Here is a 22,224-nt window from a genome sequence, read left to right as displayed (position 1 = left end):
GCTCAGCCGCCGGGCGGCACATAGCGGGGCGGAGCCGCTGGAATGGGCGGCACCGCCGGTATCACCGGAGCGGCGGGAAGCGCCGGGGCGGCTCCGGCGGCGGCGTGCGGCGCTTTGCCCAGGGCGTCGCCGCTCGCTTCAGCCGCGGTGCCTCCCAGCAGTTCGGCGCCAGCCACAGCAACGCCGCCTACCAGCGGGATCGCCGCCAGGGCGCCCTCCGTGCGGCGGCGGCTGGCGATGTCGGCAAGCCGGCCGAGCCTGCTGCCGAGCGCCGTCAACCCCTGCGCATTCGCCTCGGCGGCGGCTGCCTTGAGGTCCGCCTCCGCCTTCTCGTACTGCTCGAAAGTTGCGGCGACGTCGAACAGCCCGGCGACTACCGACGCGGCCCCGATTGCGAATCCTGCAACCATTCCCGCCGTGCTGCTGGCTGCCGCGGCACCCGCGCCTGCTCCGCCGCCGATCACCTCCAGCGTGGTCAGGTTGACGTCGATCGTTTTCTGGCTGATGCAAGCGGCGGCCACGTTGGTCAGGCGAACGGCCGCCGTGTTCTCGATCTGGGCACCCAGGAAATTCGAGATGTCCACCGCCAGGGCATTGCTCATGTTCAGTCCGATGAAGGTCGAACGATTCATGCCCAGATTGGCTTCGCTGTTGGAGCCGATATAGCCGCTGGAATTGGTTCCCAGCACGGTGGTGTTCGAGCCCACGGAGGTGGCATTGATGTTGGCGACCGCGATCAGCTCGATATTGGTGTTGCTCACCAATTTGATCTCGTTGGCCATGATGGCGTGCTTGCCGCCGGTCACGTCATTGCGCACGCCCCCGCTCTGGATCTTTGTGTTGCCGGTCACCAGCAACGCACTGTCGGCACCGACGGAGGTCGTCTGGAAGCCGACCACTCCCACGTCCATGTTGGCACCAACTACCGTCTTCTGAAAGCCGCCGATGGCGTTGTCCTGGTTGGCGGTCACGGTCAGGTTCTGCATGCCGACGACAGAGGTCTTCTGGCCGGCATAGAAGATGTTTTCCTGGAACCCCGCGACTTGCGTCTTCTGGCCGCCCGAACCGATGGTGTTGCTCTGGGAAATGCCCACCACGTTGGTCTGCACCTCGGCCACCGTGTTCTTCTCGTTGCGCTTCACCAGTGCCGTGCGGTCGCGGTCCACGGTGCTGCTTTGGTCGCGCCCGATGGAAATCGAATCGTCCACCTCGACCGAGCGCGACATGTTGCGCTCGGCATGAATGTTGATGTTCTCGGCGCCCTTCTTGTCCTCGAACATGATCTCGTTGTAGTTTCCTGCGCCTCCCTTGGGCGTCGATCGGGTCTTGAAGCCGCTTTGCGTGGGCGACTCGTAGGGGATCGGCTGGTCGTCGTTGTAGACCCGGCCCACGATCACCGGGCGGTTCGGATTGCCCTCCAGGAAATCGACCAGCACCTCTTGCCCGATGCGCGGCATGAAATAGCCGCCCCAGCTCTTGCCTGCCCAGGGCTGGGACACGCGCACCCAGCAAGTGGACTTCTCGTCGCGCTCGTCGTAGCGGTCCCAATGGAAGTGGACCTTGACCCGGCCGAACTCATCGACATAGGGCTCGTTCTCCTGGCCTTTGGGCCCTACGACGATGGCCGACTGCAAGCCGGGCATCTTGACGAACGGCGTCAGGCGAGGCGGCCGGTAGGGCATGGCCTGCGGCATGACCGTCGTCACGAAGACGCTGGCATCGCGCCCGTCGCCGCGCAGTTGCGGCGCGCTTTCGAACAAGTCCTGGATGATGCCCAGGTTCTCCAGGTTGGGCGGATCGTCAGCCAGCACCGCGCGCAGCATGTCTGCCACCGGCTGCGGCTGCGGCGCTTGGTCCAGGCCCTCATAGCCAGGATGGCTCACGAAGAACGTGCAGGCTGCGATGGTGTATTCGCCGTCACGCGTGCCGTCGGGGTCGCCCTCGAACTTGAAGCTGCGGCCCGCGGCCACGTCGGGCCAGGCAGTCAGGGCCCAGTGCCGCTCGCGGCGGCCGACCAATTCATCCCGGCGAACCGCGCCGACGACATCGGACGTTTCCTTGTGGAAATAACCCCCGGGAAATTCGAAGCTTTCGAAATCAGCCAACTCGCAATCGCCGGAGCCGTCGGCCGTCACGCTGAGAAGCGTGTTGATCGTCTTGAAGTTGCTGTCGGTCGAAGCGTACTTGCCCGTATCCAGACGAGTGGCCGAAACCCAGCGGCTGATCTCGTTGAAGCGTGCTTCGCTGCGTTGCTCGGTCACATGCGCGAGCGTGTCGGCGACGGGAAGTGCCGCGTGTGCAATGTCGCTGGCATCGGCCAGGTACATCGTGCCGGGGGCGTCGTGCGCATCGAACCAGTAGTGAATGCCCTCCTGCTCCATCAGCCGGGACAGAAAGTTGTAGTCGGTCTCTTCGAACTGCACGCAGTAGCGCAGTGCGTCGTGCTTGCCGATGACCTGGTCGACATTGGTCTTCTTGACACGCTTGATGGGACTGTCATCCAGCGTCGCATCGAACACTTCCAAGGTGGGCTTCACCTGAAAGATGCGCGAGTTCTTCCGCTTGGTCAGCAGCCAGAACCAGGAGCGCAGGGTGATTCGATACTCGAAATGGCGTCCGAGTTCATGGACGCGCACAAAGCGCACCGCGTGGCCATGGCAGTGCCGCTGGTGCGTGCCGCCGTCCGCATCGGCAAAATCGATCACGACGTCGAAAGCGCGGCCCAGGATGTCGGTCGCGCTGATTGCCCGGTTCTTGGAGACCACCGTGAGCTCGTAGAACGAAGCACGCGACAGCGACTCGTGCCCCGCAAGGCTCCAGAACATCAGATCGTCGACGGCGGGCGATTCGCTCTTGATGTGGAACTTTTCTTCAGCCATGTCGGAATGCTTGTGTTGTTTCAATCAAAGGCGTAGGTGAAGTCGGCGTCCTTCACGTCGAGCGCCACACGGCGGATCTCGCCGCCGGACGCCAGCCGCTGCAGGTACTCGACCGAGATGGTCGGCAGTACCGTGTTGGTCAGGATCGCGTCGATCACGCGGCCGCCGGACTCCGGGTCCTGGCAGCGCGCAACCACCTGCTCGACCACCGCCTCGCTGTACTCGAAGGGCACGCCGTGGTTGGTCTCGACGCGCTTCTTGATGCGACCCAGCTGCAGCCGCACGATCTTCTTCATCATCTCGGGCGACAGCGGGTAATAGGGAATGGTGACGATGCGGCCCAGCAATGCGGGCGGGAACACCTTCATCAGCGGCGCCTTCAGCGCATCGGCCAGTGCGTTGGAATCGGGCAGCAGCTCGGGGTCGCGGCACATGCTCATCACCAGCTCGCTGCCGGCATTGGTGGTGAGCAGGATGATCGTGTTCTTGAAGTCGATCATGCGGCCCTCGCCGTCTTCCATCCAGCCCTTGTCGAACACCTGGAAGAAGATCTCGTGCACGTCGGGGTGGGCCTTTTCCACCTCGTCGAGCAGCACCACGCTGTAGGGCCGGCGGCGCACGGCCTCGGTCAGGATGCCGCCCTCGCCGTAGCCCACGTAGCCGGGCGGCGCGCCCTTGAGTGTGGAGACGGTGTGCGCCTCCTGGAACTCGCTCATGTTGATGGTGATGATGTTCTGCTCGCCGCCGTAGAGCGCCTCGGCCAGCGCCAGCGCGGTCTCGGTCTTGCCGACGCCCGAGGTGCCGCAGAGCATGAACACGCCGATGGGCTTTTGCGGGTTGTCGAGCCGCGCGCGAGACGTTTGAATTCGGCGCGCGATCATCTCCAGGCCGTGCTTCTGGCCGATGACGCGCTGGTTGAGCGTGTCGGCGAGCTTGAGCACCGCCTCCACTTCGTTCTTCACCATGCGGCCGACGGGAATGCCGGTCCAGTCCGCCACCACCGAGGCCACTGCCTGCTCATCGACCGAAGGCAAGATGAGCGGCGACTCGCCCTGCACCGCATGGATCTTGGCCTGCAGCGCATGCAGTTCTTCAAGCAGCGCGGCGCGGTCTTCGCTCCCTCCCCCGCTGGGGGAGGGCTGGGGTGGGGGCACGTCGGCCTTCGCATTGCCCTCGGCAGAAGCGGTGTCCACCGGCTTGCTGCCCGCACGCAATTTACTGCGCAACTCGAGCAGCCTGTCGACCAGCCCCTTCTCCTCCTGCCAGCGCGCATTGAGCGCATCGAGCTGCACCTTCGATTCGGCCAGCAGCGCCGACACCTGCGCGGCGCGTTTGGTCACGTCGATGCCAATGGCTTCTTCGCGACCGATGATCTCCTGCTCGACCGTGAGGCCTTCGATACGCCGCATGCAGTCTTCCACCTCGGGCGGCGTTGCGTGCTGCGACACGGCCACGCGAGCGCATGCGGTGTCGAGCAGGCTCACGGCCTTGTCGGGCAGCTGGCGCGCGGGAATGTAGCGGTGCGAAAGCTTCACGGCCGCCTCGATGGCCTCGTCGAGCAGCTGCACGCGGTGGTGCTTCTCGAGCACGCTGGCCACGCCGCGCAGCATGAGAATGGCCTTCACCTCGTCGGGCTCGGGCACCTGCACCACCTGGAAGCGCCGCGTGAGCGCCGGGTCCTTCTCGATGTATTTCTTGTATTCGGCCCAGGTGGTGGCGCCGATGGTGCGCAAGTTGCCGCGCGCCAGCGCCGGCTTCAAGAGGTTGGCCGCGTCGCCGGTGCCCGCCGCTCCGCCCGCGCCCACCAGCGTGTGGATCTCGTCGATGAAAAGAATGATGGGCGTCGGCGAGCTCTGCACCTCGTCGATCACCTGGCGCAGCCGCTGCTCGAACTCGCCCTTCATGCTCGCGCCCGCCTGCAACAGGCCGATGTCGAGCGTGAGCAGCTTCACGTCTTTCAGCTGCGGCGGCACGTCACCGCGCGCCAGGCGCTGCGCGAAGCCTTCCACCACCGCGGTCTTGCCAACGCCGGCTTCACCCGTCAAGAGCGGGTTGTTCTGGCGGCGCCGCATCAGGATGTCGACGATCTGGCGGATTTCCTCGTCCCGCCCGGTCACCGGATCCATCTCTCCCTTTTTCGCCTTCTCGGTCAGGTCGACAGCAAATTTCTTGAGGGCATCGCCCTTGCCCATGGCGGCAGGCGCCATGGCGCCGGAGTCTTCGCCCGGTGCACCGCTGCCCATGCCGGTGCCGTCCTGCGCGCGCATCTGCGATTCGGGCGAAGGGTCGCAGATCTTCACGAAGTTGTCGGCCAGGTCCTCGACCTTCACCTTCTCGAACTGCTTGGACAGACCGAAGAGCGGGTTGCGCAGGCTCTGCGTCTTCAGCATGCCGACCAAGATGTAGCCGGTGCGCACCTGCGCCTCGCCGAACTGGAGCGTGGCGTAGGTCCATGCGCGCTCGATGGCGTTCTCGATGTGCGGAGAAAAATCGCTGATGGCGGTGGCGCCGCGCGGCAGGCGGTCGAGCGCGGCCGTGATGTCCTTGGCGATGACCGACACGTCCAGGCCGTAGTGCTGGATCACGCGATGCAGGTCGGAGTCCTGCGCCTGCAGCAGCTGCGCGAACCAGTGCTCCAGCTCCACGTACGGATTACCGCGCATCTTGCAGAACACGGTAGCGCCTTCAATGGCCTTGTAGGCCAGCGAGTTGAGCTTGCCAAAAAGGGCGGTGCGGCTGATTTCACTCATGGAGGACTCCGTATCTCTTCAAGACGAATGGAAACTGGGTTTATTGAAATGCGGCCGGCCGCCGATCCTTCGGCACAACGGGCTGGCTGCCGATGCGGACATCCGCCGCGTCGCGCGAGCGCGGGCGCTGTCCGAGCCACGCGATCCATCCGAGGCGCGGCGCGTTGCCCTTGGCTTGCCCAAGGCGCGTGGGCGGCACCTGCGCGCCTTGCAGCGCTAGCTGCGCGTCCCACTCGAGTTCGTCGCCGAGCAGTTGCTGCATCCAGCGCTGCAGCACGGGCTGCGCGTCGCCGATCGGAAGGAACATGCGGTACTGGTCGAGCGTGAGCGGGCCCACGTGCAGGCGCACGCGATGCTGCCGGTCCCAGGCGCGCGTGCCGAGCATCGCGCCCATGCCCATCGAGCGCGAGGTCTCGCCTTGGCCGAGTCGGGTGAGCTCGCCGGCGGGCAGGCTCATCCAGTGGCCGACCCAGCGCTCCAGCTTCACCGGCACGCCGAAGTAGCTGCACAGCACTGACTCCACACCTTCGACGTTGTGCACCCGCCGCGCAAGCCAGCCCGAGAAGTGCAGTCGCGCGTCGTCGTGCACCTCATCTCGCCCGGTGCGCCCCGGCGTGCCGATGCCGACCAGCGCGCCGATCTGGAGCCGGAACCGGTCTTCGCCGGGACGGTCGAGCGCCACCGCGGGGCGCGCCTGTGCCCAGGCCCGGTAGAAGTGCAGAGAGAAGCGGTGCGAAAAACTATCGAGAAAGGCGAGCCACGTCGGGTCGCCCTGGTTGATGCTGCGCTCGCGAATGAAATCGCTCAGGTGCACCGGCAGCGGACCGTTGGGTCCGATGTAGGAGAAGAAGTGCTGCCGCAGGCGCGGCGGCGAATAGGCGGTGGCCGCCTCGAAGCGGCTGAAGCTGGCGGGCGCGAAAGAAAGCGAAGGCTCCTGTCCCACGCGCAACGGCTCCGCGTTCGGCAACAGCGCGCGGCCCCAGCGCGGCGTGGTTCCGGCAATCGATTCCAGCCGGCGCAGCACCGCAAAGTAGTCGAAAGCCCATGGCTCGGCCGACCACTCGCGCAGCGCGTTGTCCACGCGCGTGTTGACTGGCCCGCCCCGATCGGCACTCACAGAATCTGGCGTGTCCCGCACAGCGGCCTCCAGCGCATGATTTCGCCCTTGCCCGCAATCCGCAGCACGGCCTCAACGAAGTGATTGACCTCCACGTGGCGCGCCAGGTAGTGCGCCATCACGGCACCAAAAAGAAAAACGCTGTGGCCATGGAACGCATCCTTGTCGACTTCGAGCGTCACTTCGAGTCCGCGGCCGAACGCGATCGGCCCGGGCAGCGGCAACCTGCGCGCCACGGGCTTGCTCTTGACCGACAGCAGGCCGCGTACCTGGCCCTGGCGCATTTCATCCGCGTGCGCGGCGTAGAGCATCAAGGTCTCGCGCAATGCGGCAGCGCCCTGCTCGGGCGTGCTGTCCGAGAGCGACAGGTAGTTGAGTGCCAGGTGGTCCACCACGCGCCAGCCGAGCCCCTGGCTGACCACCGGCGACACCGGCCGCGAAGGCCCGCGCACCATGCGCACGCGCTGCGCCGGAAAAGAGTCGATGCAGTCGAAGTCGTTGTCGCGGCCGAGCGGCATCAGGAGCGGCAAGTCGCGGTTGGTGCACAGCGCCGTCACCGCCAACTGGCGCAGCGCAGTCGAATACGGCGCCTGCTGCGGATCGACGATCTGCATGTACACCTCGGACCCGATATGGCTGCTGCGGTGCCCTTCGGTGCGCTGGCGTACCGAAAGCATGCGCGGCTCGCGCGTGGTCGTGTAGTAGGCCGGGTGCGCGTGGCGACTGCCATGAAAAGCCGAATAGAACGGACGAAAGGACTGCTCGGCCGCCACTTCCGCCGTGCCCGGTGTGCCGTGGCCAGTGACCTCGGTCACCGTGTGCACTTCGAAGTCCTGTGGGCGCGTGCGGTCGGGCACCAGGTGGAACTGGCTCACGCCCTCCGACACCGGTACGCGGTCGAGCCGCTTGCTGAAGAGGTTGGCCACCGGCACGCAGTGCAGTTGCACGTTGTCGGCACTCACCAGCTTTTCGAGCGCCGCATCGCCGCGCGAGAACAGCAGCACGATCTCGACCTCCGTCACGGCCATGTCCGCCAGCACCGGCCGCAGGCCGACGATGCGTGCGAACTGGAATCGCTGCGGAAACGCGAAGTACTCCTGCAGCAGCCTGAAGCCCGAAAAACCTGTGGCTGTCACTGGCAGCAGCGCCTCGTCTTCCTCGAAGCCCACCGGCTGGATGGCGCTGCCGGGCAGCGTCTTCATCGCGCCTTGCATCGCCCCGCCGGGCGCCATTGGCCGCACCAGCACGCCCACGGGCTGGCCGAGCGCGCATTCGTGCAGCTGCCACGCCACGTCTTCGGCACCGCCAAAATGCAGCACGAGCTCGTCCATGGCGATCTGGCTGAAGTTCAGCCCCGCCGTCGCACGCAGCGCAATGCGCAGCCCGCCGCGAATCGAACGCGACTGCGGGTGAGCATTCAGTGGCAGGTCCGGCGCGTAGGTGAAGTACTGGGCGCGCAGAATCTCGATGGGCCAGACGCGCAGCGCACTGGCCGTACGGAATTCGCAGTGCGTGTTCTGCCCCACCGCCTGCCGTGCGCGCAGCCCGCTGCCACGTGGCAGCGTTGGGCCCGTTGCAAGCTTGGCGTCGTCGGCATCCGGCATCACCGACACGATGGCCATGGCCGGCGTGGGCGCCAGGAAATGCGGATAGACAATGTCGAGCAGATGCCCCGTGAAGCGCGGGTACTCGGCATCGAGTTTCAGCGCCACGCGTGCCGAAAGGAACGCGGTGGCCTCGATCAATCGCTCGACGTACGGGTCGGCGACCTCCTGGCCTTCGATGCCCAGGCGGTGCGCAATCTTCGGAAAGGCGCGCGCGAACTCCGAAGAGCTTTCACGGAAATAGCGCAGTTCCTGTTCATACAGGCTCAGCAACCGAGGGTCCATGACGGCGGACTTATCTTTGGGCTTGCGCCATGTCCACGATCTCTATGCGGCCTTCTTCCAGGTCGACGCGGCTGCGCATCAGGAACTCGAGCGGCACGGGCTGAGCCCACAGCATGCCGCGGATCTGCAAGCCAATGCTGTTGTGGGAGTCCAATGCCGAGCCTTCCATGACGAGTTCAACTTCGAGAGTGCGGGACAGGATGCGTGGCTCGAACTGCAGGATTGCGTTCTTCAAAGCCTGCTCCATGCTGACACGCTGCACCGACGAGGTGTACTGGCCAGACAGCATAGGCAATCCGTAATTGATGACTGAGCGCGCCGCATTGGGAAAGCGCTTGTCGTCCATGGCAAGGCCGTAGCTGGTGGCATTGAAAAGCCAGCCGAGGTCGCGCAGCACGGCTTGGCGCAACGCCTGCTTGGTCAGCGTGCGCTTGTCGTCGCTCTCGCGCTTCTCGTCCGGCGCATGGTCGACGAGGCGGTCGAGCAGCGAAGGCTGCAGCCGCTCCTGCGCGGTGAGTTCAGGCATCGGTGCCGTCCTCCGACGGCGTGCCGGCTTCTGCAGCGGAGGTGGCGCTCTCGGCCGGCGTGAACAGGATCTCGCGCACATCCATGAGCGCGTACTCGCCGGCGTCGCTGCCCAGCACGCGCTGGCCACTGCCGATCCACACCTCGGGCCTCAGTTCGCGCCACTCGGTCTTGCGTGCGAGCTGCAGTTCGCCGTCCGCGCTGTTTTCGCTGCCCTCGTAGCGCGTGGGAATCAGCGCGAGTGTTTCGCCGCCGTTCTCGAACTGCAGGTGGGCGGGCATCCAGACGCAATCGCGCAAGTCTTCGGGCGGCTCGATCTTGATGTGTGCGAGCCGCGCATAGGGAATCCAGTAGTACTTGCCGTTGACGAAAGCTTCGAGCACCGGCCCCAGGCGCATGTCGGCATCGGCCAGCCATTCGAAGGGTGCGCCGTCGATGGTGCCGCCGATGGCCGGTGCGGCCTCGAAGGCGCGCTGGCGCAGGTCTTCGGCCATGCCGTCTTCACCGCGGCCCTGGCGCAGCAGTGATTCGATCAGCAGCGCCAGCCATTCATCCGGCTGCCCGAACACCATGGGTGTGCGCTTGCCCGCGAACACTTCGGCGCGCAGGCCCTCGCAGCGCACGGCTTCGCCATACACCTGCTTCATCGGCACGGCCAGTGCGTCGAGCTCGGCCGCCACGGTGAGCTGGTTGAGCGCGCGCTCCCACTGGCCGAGCACGCACAGCAGTTGCGCCATGAAGACGCGGTGCTTGCTGTCGGCCGGCTTTGCGCGCACTTCGTCGCTCAGTGCCTTGAGTGCGGCCACCGGATCGGCGGCCTTCAGCAGTTCGGATGCGGTCATGGTGGGGTGCCCAGGTTGGTTTCGATCATTCGGCGGACTCGAAGACGCACTCGCGCACCGCGCCGCGCGCGCCCGCTTCCTTTTGCGGTGCCGAGCGAATGCCGAAGCGCCTGAAGGCGAAGCTGATGATTTCCGTCGGTGCGCTCAGCACGCTGTTGGTGAGCAGCATGTGGCTGGTCACCCGCACCTTCTCCATGGTGAACTCCAGCATGGCCTGGGCCTCGGTCGACTTGACGTCGCCGCCCGACTTGTAGACGCTCACAACCACCTTGCCGGCTTCTGCATTGACTCGCAGCAGGCTCGCGATGGAGGCCGTGGCGGCATCGGTCCGGCGCACGACGATGAAATTCGACAAAGCGCGCGCAGCCGCGGCGCGGCCGGATTGCGAGTTCTGATGCCCACCCCAGAAATAGCCGGCAATTTCCATGCGCGGCTTGCCGTCCTCGAACCGGCGGTCCAGTTCGCCCTCGATGGGGGTGCCCGAGTGTTCGATCATCATCACGAGGTCGCAGCCGCTCGCCGCTCCCAGCGCAAGATCGAGCATGCGCAGCGCGTCGTCGGGATCGGGGACTCCGTTGGAAGTCATGGACATGTGCTTCTCCTTCTCGGTGATGTGTGATTCGGTGGATGCGTGCGAATGGATGAGGTCAGGGCGCGGCCGGGTTCGTCCAGCGCAGCATGGCGCCGTACACCTGGCGCTCGCGCTCGGGCGTGAGCTGGCCGCGCACCCGCAGCTCCGCGGTGTTGGTGGTGGCTTCGGCGGTGCCGGCGCCGAACAGGCGCGGTGCGCTGCGGGCTTGAGCCGGCGTGGCCAGCACCAGCAGCCTGGCCGGCCGTCCGGGCTTGAGCCACGGCAGCGCAAAGCGCTTGGAGGCCGGCGACTCGCGCGTGCCGCGTTCGAAGCGATTGGCTTCGCCCAGGTCTTGGGGATAGACGGACCGCAGGATGCCTTGCTCATCGGCACCGACCACCACGAGATCGATCGACTGGCCGCTGCCATTGCGAACCATGAGCTCGGCGCGTTCCCCTGGCCGCAGCTGCAAGGTGCCGCCGGCCGCGTCGCGGACGTTCGCGCTGCGCAGCACGCGGCTTTCGTCGCGCACTTCGAGCACGGCGTCGAAACCGTCGAGCCTCCCGTCCTTCGCCAGCTCGGCGAGGCGCGACATCCACTTGAGTTGCGCCAGTCCCTGAAGCCGAACACGGGCTTCGGCCATGTCCCGCACCACGATGCCGGATTGCGCAGAGCCCCCTTCCGCAGTCGCAGCGAGTGCGGGGGACAACAGCTCCAGCCGGCCGCCTGCCGCACCAAGGTCGACCCAGCGCACATCGGCTTGCGCCTCGCCCGCCGTGCGGATGGACGCCGGGTAGTCGAGGCTGAGCCCACCGGGCAGCGCGGAATCGCTTCGGACCCGAAGCGCCGCCAAGGCCGGCTCGGCCACCGGCGTCGCGCTCCATGACGTGGCCTGCGCGAGTTCGGCCAGCGCCGGGGGAACCGCCAGCCGCGCGCTACCGAGGTCGGCTTGAACCAGCCTGCCCTGTGCCGTGCGCTGGATGCCGTCGGCCAGTGTGGCGACGATGCGGAGGTCCTGCCCGGGCTCGAGGCCGTCGAGCAGGCCGGCCTTGAGCGTGAGGCTGCCTCCGGCGCGTTCGGCGCGCCACACGGGGCGCGTCGAAAGAGGAGCCGAGGCATTGGCGAAGATCGGCAGGTCGAGATTGCCCTCCGCCACCGGGGACGGCAACTCGCGCGCGGGAAAACGCGATTCGAGCTCTTCGATTACGGACGGGTACAGGTCCAGCACGCCGTTGAAAAGGTCGCGCCAGGTTGCGGGCTTGTTTTGCAGGGCCTCGGCCACGGCCCAGGTCAGCAAGCCCTGGGGACGCGCATTGCGCCCCTTGCGCGGTAGGCGCAGCTCGGGGGTGACCTGGTGGCTCTCCGAGGCGAAGAAGGCCACATAGCGCGCGCGGGGCACGCCTGCTGCGATCTCGGGCAGCGCCTGTGCGTGTGACGGTGCGGCAGCGGACCCGCCCGTCGCAAGCTGGCCGGCACGCACGCCGCGAAAGCGTACTTCGTCGTCTGCCGGGCCGGGGTCTTCCGGCGGCTGTGCCGCGCTGCGCGTCATCGAGGCCGCGGAGCAGGTGTCGAACACCGACCACACGAACACGTTCCTCGCAAGAAAGGCACTGATCCAGCGGTCGAAGTCGACATCGCGCAGGCCGCCCGGCAAGCTACCTCCGGACGCATCCGTGCCGCGGGCGTCGCGCGCCAGAAAGTTTTCCGCCAGGCCATCCGGCTCCTGGTAACGCTTGGTGCTGTCGCGCACCCGCGTGCCGTGGCCGGAAAAATAGAGCACCACGAAGTCGCCCGAACGGGACTGCTCGAGCAGCCGCGCCAGCGCCTCGTTGATGCGCTCGGCCTCGGGCAGCGAGGCGCCCGCAACCCCGTCGGCCAGCACCGTGACATCGGCCGGCGCGAAGCCTTGCTTCATCAGGGTCTGCCGCATCAGCATCACGTCGTTGCGGGGCGCCTGGAGCCACAGCGCCTGAGGCTGGTTCACCAGTTCCGAAACCCCCACCAGCAGCGCGCGCTGCGCAGCCGCCGAACCGCCCGCCGGGGCGAGCAGCATCAGCAGGCACAGCAGGCGCGCCGCAATCGTCATGGCCGCTCCGGTGCCGGGCCGGCCGATGCAACCAGCGGCGACGCTGCCAACGCGGCCAGCCCCTGCGCGGGGTCGGCCACGCGCAGGCGCCAGCTGCCGTCGGCGCCTGGGCCGCCCACCACTTCGGCCGACATCGATTGCAGCAGCCGGGCCGTGTCCCCGGCGCGCGCTTCGGGCTTCCACCGCACGACGAGTTCGGCTTGCGCGCCGGCGGCGGGCGGTGCGGAGCGAAACCGCACTTCGTCGTCTTCCGTGCGCTGGCCGAAGAGGCCCACGTTTTGCACCACGACCACGAGGGCGAGGGCCGCGAAGGCAGGGCGTAGCCAGCCTTCGGCACCGAACCAGCGGCGGATGCTGCCCCACCAGGCGCCCCCGGGCTTTGACTGTGGCCCGGCGCGCGAAATGCCCGGCGCTGCCGCCGATGCGCTGCTGCCGTGCGAAGCCGGCTGCAAGGCAGTGCTGAGCTGCGATGAGGCCTCGCGATAGATCGCCTGGTAGTCGGCGCGCGGATCTTCTTCGCCAAGCGGCGTGCCGCAGAGCACCGAGAACACGCCGCCCACGGTGCGCAATGCGATGCGCCCGGGTTCGGGCGCAATGGCCAGTGGCACCTGCGCGGCCCATTCGTCGTGCACCGCGCGGATCGCAGCCAGCCGCGTGGCCGAGACCTCGCCGAGCACGCGTGCGCAGAGTTGCGGGCTGGGTTCGAGCGTGAGCACGTTCCAGGCTTGGATCAATCCGAAGGCGGGTTCGAAGGGCTCATCGTCGGGTTCGAGCAGCACGTCGTACGCACCGGCCCAGTCGGCCTCGCCCGCGGCCATCCAGCCCTGCCAGAGCTGGCCGTGGATGCAGCGGTCGAGCAGCACGCCGAGCAGGCGGCCTTCGACCACCACGCTGATGAGGCGGCCCGGCGCCCAGCGCGCGTTGAAGGCGCGCTGGGCGACAGCCTCGCGGCGCCGGGCCAATTCGGATAAGGGGAGCACAAGATCGAGCACCGAGCGCGGCGGCTCGGCGGCGGTGCCCGGCATGGCCACGACGGCTTCGCGGCCGGAGGCGCCGGGTGCCGTGGGTACGGTGCCTTCGAACGCGCTTCGGATCACGCTGAGAGGGGGCCAGAGGTCGGTGTGCATGGCGGTCTGTTCCTGAATGGCTATGTCTTCAGGCATAAGACGCTTCAGCACCGAGGATTTTGAAAACCTGCAGGATCGCCGCCATGTTCCCGGGCTCGATGGCAATGCCCAGCGTCTGCTGGATCCAGCCGCCGAGCCGGGTTTTGGCATAGTCCGCCGTGAGCCCCTCGCGCTTGTGCACCAGGCCCAACCGCCCCGCGCGGTAGTGGTACGAAGCAATGGCATGGCGCGAGGCGATGCCCGAGAGGCCGCCATCGGCCTCCTTGCCGAAACCCTCGCACAGCAGGAGGCGCTCGGGCTCTGGCAGCTCGGCGATGAAGGCGCGCGCGGCCAGCTGCACCGCGCCCGCGCTCAGGCCGTGTTCCGCCAGGCAGCCGTCGAGGTCTTCGTCCGCGCCTAACGCGTCTTCGAGCTGCGCCTCGGTGACCTGGTCGCCGATCGAGAGCTTGCGGCGGAACGAGCTCGCGCGCGTGCAGTCGATCAGGTAGCGACGGAAGTAGGCGCACAAGGCGAACGCGCTCGAAGGCGCGCTGTGGCTCGCGCGTTCGTCGGCCTCGTCGGGATCGGCATCGAGCCGCAGCACCTTCACATAGATGAATTGCGCCACCAGCTCCTGCCGGCCCTCGCCCAGCACCTGGAGCTCGGGCGGATTGCAGGCCACGAGCGCATCGCCGACGATGCGGTACATGGTGCCCATGTCGTCCGGGGACAGCGTCTGCCGACGCCGCCAGAGTCGGACGAGCGCAGTGCTTTCCGCGGACGAAAGGGTTTCTTGCATGGCGAAGCGAAAAGGCGATCGGGAGCGATCGGACTAGTCGTCCACGCACACGCCCTCGGTGGGTACCAGGCATTGCGGCAGGCCGGCGCCCACCGGGCCGCCGCGCGTGCGGATGGCCGAGGACACCGCCGCCGACGCCACGGCCAATCCGCGCGGCAACAAAATCCAGAGCTGCCCGCGCTCCTTCATGCGGCGTGCATTGGTGGCGGCCTGCTGGCCGTTGCCGAAGAAATAGTCGGCCCGCACCGCGCCGCGAATTGCGCCGCCGGTGTCCTGCGCAATGGTCAGCCGCTGCATGGGCGCGCCGGTGCCGGGCGCACGCGTGGAGACGAATACCGGGTAGCCGAGCGGCGTACTGCGCGGGTCCACCGCGATCGAACGGCCCGCCGACAGCGGCACGCCGAAGGCGCCCACCGGCCCGCCCGAAGGAGACGGCGACTCCTTGAAGAACACATAGCTCGGGTCCTGGATGCCCGAGCCGATGACCGGTCCGGCCGCGCGCCGCCCCGGCACCACGACCGCGCCGCTGGCGACGGGCCGCGCGAGCGTGAAGCCGCGCGTGCGGATGGTGCTGGTCGAGGTGCCGCCCACGTCGTCGTCCTCGTCGCCGTCGTCGAGCTGCAGTTCGATGGACGAGCCACGCACCTTCACCGGTGTCCGCGGCTTGCCATTCGCGGCCTGCGCCAGCGTTGGGCGAAACGGCTGGCCGTTCTGCTCGGCATAGGCCACGCGAATGATGTCGCCGTTGGCCAGCTTGATGCGGCCCGAGCCCTGGATCTGCATTTCGTAGAGCGCGGTGGCGCTGCTCACGAAGGCCAGCACCTTGGCATTGGGCGCGCCCTTGGTCTCGATCTCTTCGCGCGTGTAGTAGGGCAGCAGCTGCTTGCCCTCGATGCGCAGGCGGACCTTGCGGTCGAGCGTGTCGCGCGTGAGGGCCGAAAGGTCGAGCGCATAGAGGCCCGGCGCGCCCATGTCGCGCGTGCTGAGCCCGGTCTGCACCACCACGTTGCGGCCTTCCACGCGCGCCGCCACGGTGCCACTGCCGGCCGGCAGCTTGCGCACGTCGGCAAACAGCATGTCTTCGGGCTGGCCGTAGACGGGGTAAATGAATGGCGCCGCGTACTGCCGGCTGCCCGCGATCTCGGGCTCGAAGTAGCCGGTGACCACGCCATCCGGCTTGCGGTCGTCGTCGCGAATCTGGTAGGCCGAGAACTCCTGCTCGAAGAAGGCGCGAATGGCGGTGCTGTTCTTGCTGTCGACCCTGAGGGCGCGCGCACATACGTCTTTCCACTCGGCGCCGCGGCCGGTGAGCACCTTGCAGCTGCCGAGGAAAGCGGGCCAGCTTTCGGAGAAATCGTCGCGCGCCCAGCCGGGCACGGCATCGAAGCTGACCGAGGTGTAGGTGGCCAGCTGGGTCGAGAAGGTGCGCGCCTGGCCGGCCACGCTGCCGCCGGTAGAGCCCGGCCGCGGCGTGCCGGCCGATGCTGCCGTGGTGTCGGGGACTGCGGTGCCTGCGTTGGCATTGGCGCTGGCGTTGGCCGCCGGTGGCGTGTTCGCGCAGCCCGCCGCAAGCGCAGCCGCGGCGGTGGCAACCCAGCGAAGGGCGGAAATGAAAATCGGCGACTGCGTGTACATGAAAGCCTCCTTGTCCGAAAAGACGGCCCAGCGGGCCAACGCTCTACAGACGATTACTTCTCGACGATTTTGAAATTCGCGACGCCGTAGACGTCGTTGCATGGGGTGTTGGGCGCGCAAGCGGGTTTGCCCAGCAACGGCGACGGCCCCGTGCCGCGGCTGGCTTCGAGCGCCGCCAGCACGGGCAGCGGAAACTGCGGAAACACGCCGTCGTTCTGCATGCCCGAGGCGCTGAAGTCGCGCTCGTGCTGGCTGACGAGCACCGCGAACTGGTTGGTGCCGGCCGGTCCGCCGGCATCCATCGGCCATGAGGCGCGCGGCAGCGACAGCGGGCTGTTCGCGGTGATCTTGTTGTACTTGTCGAGCAGGTTCGGGAACAGCAGGAACATCTCGCCGCCGCTCGACAGCAGGAACACGTAGACGAAACCTTCGCGCTTGCTGCGAACCTCGAACGCGAGCTTGTCCTTGCCGATTACCACCTCGGACTTCTTCGGCGTGGCCGTGACGTCGAAGCCCGGAGCAGCGCCGGCCGCGAGCGACTGCAGCGATTCGAGCGGCGTGCGGGGCATGGGCGGAGGCGGTGGAGGCGGTGGTGGCGCCTGGGTCACACGGGGCTCGGGCGGCGGCGGCGGTGTTGCAACCGCCACCTGCTTGCCGCCATCGCCCTCCGCGCCGGCGGTGCGGCCCTGGTACCACCACCAGCCGCCACCGGCCACCGCGGCAAGCACGGCCACCGAGGCGATCGCGGCCATAGCCTTGCTGTTGTTCTTTCCGTTCGTGCCTGCACTCGCGCCTGGAGCGGGTGCAGGCGCAGGCGTCTTGCCGCGGCCGACGATCGTCGGCAGATCGGCGTTGCTGTTGGTGCGAGCGCCCGATCCCGGCGGCGTGGTGCGCGGCGTCGGTGCGATGCTGTGGCCCACCTCCAGGTCGAGCGCCGCGCGGAACTCGGCCATCGACTGCGGCCGCGACTCGGGCCGCACGCCCAAGCCCGCATCGATCGCCTGCAGAAGCCGCAGGCTGTAGCGCTGACGCAGGATCTCGTTGCCCGCGAGCGGCACATAGCTATCGGACAACAGCCGCGCCACCGAAGGCGGCGGCGCACGCCCGCACACGGCCACGTGCATCACCGCCGCGAGTGCGTACACGTCGGTCCACGCGCCCTGCGACATGTCGGGCATTTCAGCGTACTGCTCGATGGGCGCGTAGCCGGGCTTCAGGATGACGGTGATCGCCTGCGTCTTGTCGGTGATCACGCGGCGCGCGGCACCGAAGTCGAGCACCACCGGCCGGCCGGAACCTTCGAGCAGGATGATGTTGTCGGGCGCGATATCGCGGTGGTAGCAATTGGCGCTGTGCATCACCGCCAGCGCCTGCGTCACGCCGTCCATGATCCGGATCAGCCACGCCTCGTCCACGCCCGCGGGGATGGACACCAGCGCCTGGCGCAGCGTGTCGCCGCGGTAGAACGGCATCACCATGTACGTGGTGCCGCGCTCCTGCCAGAAACGGTAGACCTTGAGCAGCGAGGCATGATCGAACTGCGCGAGCAGGCGGGCTTCGTTGATGAAGCTGCGCATGCCGAGGTCGAAGGTTTCGCGGTGGCGCTCCGAGAGGGGTACCACTGTTCCGTCCTGCTGTCTCGTCGACAGCGAAGTCGGCAGGTATTCCTTGATGGCGACGACGCGCTCGAGGGTGTGGTCCCAGGCTTCGTAGACGACGCCGAAGCCGCCTTGGCCTACGACTCTGGTTATTTCGAATTCTGCTAGGCGGCTGCCTACGGGGAGGAGGCCGGCTTCGTTGGCTTCTGATGCTGGGCTAGTTACTGGTGCGTTGGAGAGGCTTGTCGGGTTTGCCGTGATGACGGTGGCTGAGGTGTCTTCGTCGCGGGCAGGTTGTTGGGCAGGTCTTGACATGACCTGGGTGCGGTCGTCTTCTTGAGGCGTGTTTGCTTCGGTCATTGAGGGGCTCCCGTTTCAACGTCTGACGGGTGCTTGCTGCCCGAGGCCGGGTCTCGCCCCGGCGGGCGACCTACTTTTCTTTGCTTCGCCAAAGAAACGTAGGCAAAAGAAAGGCGACCCCACTGTCTGCGTCCCTCCGCTTCGCTGCGGGCAACCTGCGGTGCTCGGGTTTCGCGGGGTCTCGCAGAACTCGCTTCGCTCAAACAGCTGCGAGCCCTGATCCGCGAAATCCTGCGCTCCTCGGCGCATACAGAGGGGGTTGGAAACCGAACGGGCCTTTGCTTCGCTCGGCCACCAGGCCCCCGCAGGCGCGCAGCGCCTGCTGCGGTTGGTATTGGCTGCTTGTGTTGGTCTCGGGGCCGAGCGAGAGCGAAGGCTGCCCGCTCCCACCCCTTCTGTATGCGCCGAGGAGCGCAGATGCAGGCGGGATCAGGGCCGCAGCTGTTTGAGCGAAGCGAGTTCTGCGGACCCCCGCCGGAGTCGAGCACCGCAGGTTGCCCGTAGCGCAGCGAAGGGACGCAGACAGTAGGGTCGCCTTTTCTTTGCTTACTTTCTTTTGGCGAAGCAAAAGAAAGTGAGTCCGCCGCCGGGCGGATATCCCGGCCTCGGAAAACAAACACTCAAAAGCAAGCCAAAAATATTGCATTGCACACAATTGAATTGTGCACTACAATTCAGCCCATGCGTTCCCCACATGCCTCAGACGAAATGCTCAAGCTGGACAACCAGCTCTGTTTCGCCGTCTACTCCGCCTCGTTGGCCATGACCCGCCTCTACAAGCCGGTCCTGGAAAAGCTGCAGCTCACCTACCCCCAATACCTCGTGATGCTCGCCCTCTGGGAGCAAGACGGCACCACCGTCTCCGCACTCGGCGAACGCCTCTCGCTCGACTCCGGCACGCTCACGCCGCTGCTCAAGCGTCTCGAAGCCAACGGCTACGTGGCCAGGGTGCGCGACGCGGCCGACGAGCGCCGCGTGCACATCACGCTCACTGCCGCAGGCCGCAAGCTCAAGACCCGCGCCGCCAACGTGCCTGAATGCCTGATGGCCGCCGCGCAGTGCTCGGTGCCCGAGCTGATCTCGCTGACCCAGCAGATCCAGTCGCTGCGCGACCGCATCAAGAAGGCGGCCTGACGACAGGACTCCCCGGTTTTCTCCCCGCTTCAATCGAAAAAAGAGAGAAGCAGCTTTCTCACCCACCCTCCATCATCATCAAAGGAATCACCATGACCACCAAGCTCGACAAGGTTCTCTACACCGCTGAAGCCCACACCGTCGGCGGCCGTGACGGCGCAGGCAAGTCCAGCGACGGCGCCATCGACGTCAAGCTGAGCTCGCCTGGTTCGGGCAAGCCCGGCACCAACCCCGAGCAGCTGTTTGCGGTCGGCTACGCCGCCTGCTTCATCGGTGCAATGAAGGCCGTCGGCCCGAAGATCGGCGTCAAGGTGCCTGAAGACGTGGCTATCGACTCGAAGGTTTCCCTCGGCCCGACGAACGGCGGCGCTGCCTACGGCATTTCCGTTCAGCTGGCGATCACGCTGCCCGGCCTGGACGCAGACCAGAAGCAGAAGCTGGTCGACACCGCCCACCAGGTGTGCCCGTATTCGAACGCCACGCGCGGCAACATCGACGTCGAACTGACGATCGCCTGATCCAACGTCTCGCGCTTAGCGCGAGAACAGAAAAAAGCGCCCCGGCCACAAGCCGGGGCGCTTTTTTCATTCGCGCCGTCGTGTCTCACGGGTGACGCCGAATCGCCTCGCGCGATGGCGCCTTTCATCAAGCTTGGCTAATGTGGCTGCACGCCGCATCATCGCAACCCGCCCCACCCACCGTGGAGATCGAGACAACACCATGAGCACCACCAGCCTCCTGATCCGCAAGGACCAGCTCCCCACCACGCGCCTGCACACCGCCGCCGACGAGCCGCTAGCCGACGGCCAGGTACGCGTTCGCATCGACAGCTTTGCGCTCACCTCCAACAACATCACCTACGCGGCCTTTGGCGATGCCATGAGCTATTGGCAGTTCTTCCCCACCGGTGAAGAAGGCTGGGGCAACATCCCGGCGTGGGGCTTCGGCAGCGTGGTGCAGTCGCTGCACCCGGGGGTGGCGGTGGGCGAGCGGCTCTATGGCTACTGGCCGATGTCGTCGACCGCGGTGCTGAGCCCGGACCGTCTCTCGTCCGCGCGCCTCACCGATGCTGCCGCGCACCGCGCGGCGCTGCCCGCGGTCTACAACCAGTATTTCCGCTGCAACGCCGATCCGCTGTACACACCGGACACCGAAGACCTGCAGGCGCTGTTGCGGCCGCTGTTCATCACCTCGTGGCTGATCGACGACTTCATGGCCGACAACGACTTCTTCGGCGCCAGCACCATGCTGCTGTCGAGCGCGTCGAGCAAGACGGCCTACGGTACGGCCTTCCAGCTGCATCAGCGCAAAGGCATCGAGGTGATCGGCCTGACCTCGCCCGCCAACGTGGCCTTCTGCGAAAGCCTGGGCTGCTACGGCCGGGTGGTGACCTACGACGCGCTCGACACCATCGCGGCCGACACGCCCGCCGTGTACGTGGATTTCGCCGGCAACGGCGAGCTCCGCAATGCCATTCACACGCGCTTCGCGAACCTGAAGTACAGCTGCTCGATCGGCGGCACGCACGTCGAGCAGCTCGCGTCCAAGGGCGCGGGCAAGGAGCTGAATGGCCCGCGCGCAACGCTGTTCTTTGCGCCGGCGCAGATCAAGAAGCGCACCGCCGAATGGGGCGCCGACGAATTCGGCCGCCGCATGGTGGCCGCCTGGCACGACTTCCTTGCCGCGGTGACCCACGCGAAGAACCCCTGGCTGCGCCCCGAACACCACCATGGCGGCGAGGCGGTGCAGACAGCGTATGCGCAGGTGCTGGCCGGCAAAGGCGACCCGCGCACCGGACATATTCTTTCGCTTTACAAACAACCCGGCGGGCTGTGACGCCGGGAGGGCCCATGTAGCGACAATGGCTGCATGACCCCTTCCCCCGCGGCGCCTGCCAACACACATCCTTACGAGAGCCTCACGCCCGACGTGGTGCTCGACGCGCTCGCGACGCTCGGCCTGCACGGCGATGGCCGGCTCACGGGCCTCAACTCCTATGAGAACCGGGTCTACCAGGTGTTCCTGGAGGACCCGGATCCGCATCCGGCCGTGGTGATCAAGTTCTACCGGCCCGAGCGCTGGAGCGAGGCCGAGATCCTCGAAGAGCACGGCTTCTCGCTCGAACTCGCAGCAGCCGAAGTGCCTGCCGTGGCGCCACTGGCCTTCGACGGCACCACCCTGCACCACCACGGCGGCTTCGCCTTCAGCGTGAGCCCGTATCGCGGCGGCCGCGCGCCGGAGCTCGACGATTTCGAAGTGCTCGAATGGGTCGGCCGCTTTCTCGCGCGCATCCACACGGTGGGCGGCGCCAAGCCTTTCGAGGCCCGGCCCGCGTTGGACCTGCAGACCTTCGGCATCGCCTCGCGCGATTGGCTGCTGGGCCACGACAAGGTGCCGCTCGACGTGCAGCGCGATTGGGAAAAGGCCTGCAACGAGGCGCTGGACATGATTGCCGCCACCGCGCTGGCGGTGGACTCCCCTGCGTCCTCCGGCTTCCAGCCGCGCAAGCTGCGGCTGCACGGCGACGTGCACCCCGGCAACATCCTGTGGACGCCCACCGACCGTCCGGGCGGCGGCCCTCACTTCGTCGACCTCGACGACGCTCGCACCGGCTTTGCGGTGCAAGACCTGTGGATGTTGCTCTCGGGCGAACGCGCGCAGCGCACCGCGCAACTCTCGGGGCTGCTCGACGGCTACGAGCAGTTCCGCGAATTCGACCGCCGCGAACTCGCGCTGATCGAGCCGCTGCGCACACTGCGCCTCATTCACTACAGCGCCTGGCTGGCCCGGCGCTGGGAAGACCCGATCTTTCCGATCAACTTTCCATGGTTCGGCTCCAGCGACTACTGGAAGGGCCAGATCCTCGTGCTGCAGGAGCAGTGCGAGCAGATGGCCGAGGAGCCGCTCTACGCCTGAGCGAGAGGCGCGGTGGT

Annotated in this window: 16 protein-coding genes; 4 read left to right on the top strand and 12 right to left on the bottom strand. The window is 67.0% G+C overall.

From position 1 onward, the window contains the following. Window positions 1-2 precede the first annotated feature (2 nt). From J2X92_RS18230 to J2X92_RS18175, 12 genes are read right to left on the bottom strand one after another with little or no spacing between them, the layout of a single operon-like run. Window positions 3-2,879, bottom strand: coding sequence for a type VI secretion system Vgr family protein (locus J2X92_RS18230; RefSeq protein ID WP_307577427.1), 2,877 nt, complete (start codon window positions 2,877-2,879; stop codon window positions 3-5). Between the two features lie 20 nt (window positions 2,880-2,899). After that, on the bottom strand, window positions 2,900-5,629 hold the full coding sequence (tssH, locus tag J2X92_RS18225; RefSeq protein ID WP_307577425.1) for a type VI secretion system ATPase TssH: 2,730 nt from the start codon (window positions 5,627-5,629) through the stop codon (window positions 2,900-2,902). A gap of 40 nt (window positions 5,630-5,669) precedes the next feature. Beyond that, window positions 5,670-6,746, bottom strand: a complete 1,077-nt coding sequence (gene tssG / locus J2X92_RS18220; protein ID WP_307577423.1) for a type VI secretion system baseplate subunit TssG — start codon at window positions 6,744-6,746, stop codon at window positions 5,670-5,672. Continuing rightward, the gene (gene tssF, locus J2X92_RS18215; RefSeq protein ID WP_307577421.1) at window positions 6,743-8,635 is read right to left on the bottom strand and encodes a type VI secretion system baseplate subunit TssF; all 1,893 of its coding nucleotides are present in this window, start codon (window positions 8,633-8,635) and stop codon (window positions 6,743-6,745) included. Before tssF ends, tssG begins: the two co-directional genes overlap by 4 nt. 10 nt (window positions 8,636-8,645) lie before the next feature. Then, a complete protein-coding gene (tssE, locus tag J2X92_RS18210) occupies window positions 8,646-9,161 on the bottom strand; it encodes a type VI secretion system baseplate subunit TssE (RefSeq protein ID WP_307577419.1) in 516 nt (171 codons plus the stop codon). Continuing rightward, window positions 9,154-10,002, bottom strand: a complete 849-nt coding sequence (locus tag J2X92_RS18205; RefSeq protein WP_307577417.1) for a type VI secretion system accessory protein TagJ — start codon at window positions 10,000-10,002, stop codon at window positions 9,154-9,156. The genes tssE and J2X92_RS18205 overlap by 8 nt, the downstream gene beginning before the upstream one ends. A 25-nt stretch (window positions 10,003-10,027) precedes the next feature. Then, complete coding sequence (locus J2X92_RS18200) at window positions 10,028-10,594, bottom strand: type VI secretion system tube protein Hcp (RefSeq protein WP_307577415.1); 567 nt, start codon at window positions 10,592-10,594, stop codon at window positions 10,028-10,030. Between the two features lie 55 nt (window positions 10,595-10,649). Next, window positions 10,650-12,659 carry a caspase family protein gene (locus J2X92_RS18195; RefSeq protein ID WP_307577413.1) on the bottom strand — a complete coding sequence of 670 codons (2,010 nt, stop codon included), beginning with the start codon at window positions 12,657-12,659 and terminating at the stop codon, window positions 10,650-10,652. Further along, on the bottom strand, window positions 12,656-13,786 hold the full coding sequence (locus J2X92_RS18190) for a hypothetical protein (protein WP_307577411.1): 1,131 nt from the start codon (window positions 13,784-13,786) through the stop codon (window positions 12,656-12,658). The genes J2X92_RS18195 and J2X92_RS18190 overlap by 4 nt, the downstream gene beginning before the upstream one ends. 28 nt (window positions 13,787-13,814) lie before the next feature. Then, window positions 13,815-14,564 carry a hypothetical protein gene (locus J2X92_RS18185; protein ID WP_307577409.1) on the bottom strand — a complete coding sequence of 250 codons (750 nt, stop codon included), beginning with the start codon at window positions 14,562-14,564 and terminating at the stop codon, window positions 13,815-13,817. Between the two features lie 33 nt (window positions 14,565-14,597). Then, on the bottom strand, window positions 14,598-16,199 hold the full coding sequence (gene mltA / locus J2X92_RS18180; RefSeq protein WP_307577408.1) for a murein transglycosylase A: 1,602 nt from the start codon (window positions 16,197-16,199) through the stop codon (window positions 14,598-14,600). A gap of 53 nt (window positions 16,200-16,252) precedes the next feature. Next, window positions 16,253-18,157, bottom strand: a complete 1,905-nt coding sequence (locus tag J2X92_RS18175; RefSeq protein WP_307577406.1) for a serine/threonine-protein kinase — start codon at window positions 18,155-18,157, stop codon at window positions 16,253-16,255. Between the two features lie 681 nt (window positions 18,158-18,838). Between J2X92_RS18175 and J2X92_RS18170 the strand changes: the two genes are divergently transcribed. The 4 genes from J2X92_RS18170 (at window position 18,839) to J2X92_RS18155 (ending at window position 22,207) form a co-directional block, all read left to right on the top strand. Further along, window positions 18,839-19,291: a MarR family winged helix-turn-helix transcriptional regulator gene (locus tag J2X92_RS18170; protein WP_307577404.1), complete on the top strand. Its 453-nt coding sequence runs from the start codon at window positions 18,839-18,841 to the stop codon at window positions 19,289-19,291. A 92-nt stretch (window positions 19,292-19,383) separates the two neighbouring features. Next, complete coding sequence (locus J2X92_RS18165; protein WP_307577402.1) at window positions 19,384-19,809, top strand: organic hydroperoxide resistance protein; 426 nt, start codon at window positions 19,384-19,386, stop codon at window positions 19,807-19,809. Window positions 19,810-20,011: 202 nt separating this feature from the next. Further along, the gene (locus J2X92_RS18160) at window positions 20,012-21,127 is read left to right on the top strand and encodes a DUF2855 family protein (RefSeq protein WP_307577400.1); all 1,116 of its coding nucleotides are present in this window, start codon (window positions 20,012-20,014) and stop codon (window positions 21,125-21,127) included. Window positions 21,128-21,160: 33 nt separating this feature from the next. Then, a complete protein-coding gene (locus J2X92_RS18155; RefSeq protein ID WP_307577398.1) occupies window positions 21,161-22,207 on the top strand; it encodes a serine/threonine protein kinase in 1,047 nt (348 codons plus the stop codon). The last annotated feature ends 17 nt before the right edge of the window (window positions 22,208-22,224 follow it).

It is taken from the genome of Variovorax paradoxus (assembly GCF_030811855.1).
Classification (GTDB): Bacteria; Pseudomonadota; Gammaproteobacteria; order Burkholderiales; family Burkholderiaceae_C; genus Variovorax; species Variovorax paradoxus_L.
The sequence above is the reverse complement of the archived record's forward strand: the minus strand, read 5'-3'. Positions and strand labels throughout refer to the sequence as shown.

Excerpts from the sequence above, each read along its gene's own strand:
- J2X92_RS18170 (WP_307577404.1), top strand. The coding sequence starts at position 18,839 with ATGCGTTCCCCACATGCCTCAGACGAAATGCTCAAGCTGGACAACCAG.
- tssH (WP_307577425.1), bottom strand. The coding sequence starts at position 5,629 with ATGAGTGAAATCAGCCGCACCGCCCTTTTTGGCAAGCTCAACTCGCTG.
- J2X92_RS18190 (WP_307577411.1), bottom strand. The coding sequence starts at position 13,786 with ATGCACACCGACCTCTGGCCCCCTCTCAGCGTGATCCGAAGCGCGTTC.
- J2X92_RS18195 (WP_307577413.1), bottom strand. The coding sequence starts at position 12,659 with ATGACGATTGCGGCGCGCCTGCTGTGCCTGCTGATGCTGCTCGCCCCG.
- tssF (WP_307577421.1), bottom strand. The coding sequence starts at position 8,635 with ATGGACCCTCGGTTGCTGAGCCTGTATGAACAGGAACTGCGCTATTTC.
- J2X92_RS18230 (WP_307577427.1), bottom strand. The coding sequence starts at position 2,879 with ATGGCTGAAGAAAAGTTCCACATCAAGAGCGAATCGCCCGCCGTCGAC.
- J2X92_RS18165 (WP_307577402.1), top strand. The coding sequence starts at position 19,384 with ATGACCACCAAGCTCGACAAGGTTCTCTACACCGCTGAAGCCCACACC.
- J2X92_RS18175 (WP_307577406.1), bottom strand. The coding sequence starts at position 18,157 with ATGACCGAAGCAAACACGCCTCAAGAAGACGACCGCACCCAGGTCATG.
- J2X92_RS18200 (WP_307577415.1), bottom strand. The coding sequence starts at position 10,594 with ATGTCCATGACTTCCAACGGAGTCCCCGATCCCGACGACGCGCTGCGC.
- J2X92_RS18185 (WP_307577409.1), bottom strand. The coding sequence starts at position 14,564 with ATGCAAGAAACCCTTTCGTCCGCGGAAAGCACTGCGCTCGTCCGACTC.
- mltA (WP_307577408.1), bottom strand. The coding sequence starts at position 16,199 with ATGTACACGCAGTCGCCGATTTTCATTTCCGCCCTTCGCTGGGTTGCC.
- J2X92_RS18155 (WP_307577398.1), top strand. The coding sequence starts at position 21,161 with ATGACCCCTTCCCCCGCGGCGCCTGCCAACACACATCCTTACGAGAGC.
- J2X92_RS18160 (WP_307577400.1), top strand. The coding sequence starts at position 20,012 with ATGAGCACCACCAGCCTCCTGATCCGCAAGGACCAGCTCCCCACCACG.
- tssE (WP_307577419.1), bottom strand. The coding sequence starts at position 9,161 with ATGCCTGAACTCACCGCGCAGGAGCGGCTGCAGCCTTCGCTGCTCGAC.
- J2X92_RS18205 (WP_307577417.1), bottom strand. The coding sequence starts at position 10,002 with ATGACCGCATCCGAACTGCTGAAGGCCGCCGATCCGGTGGCCGCACTC.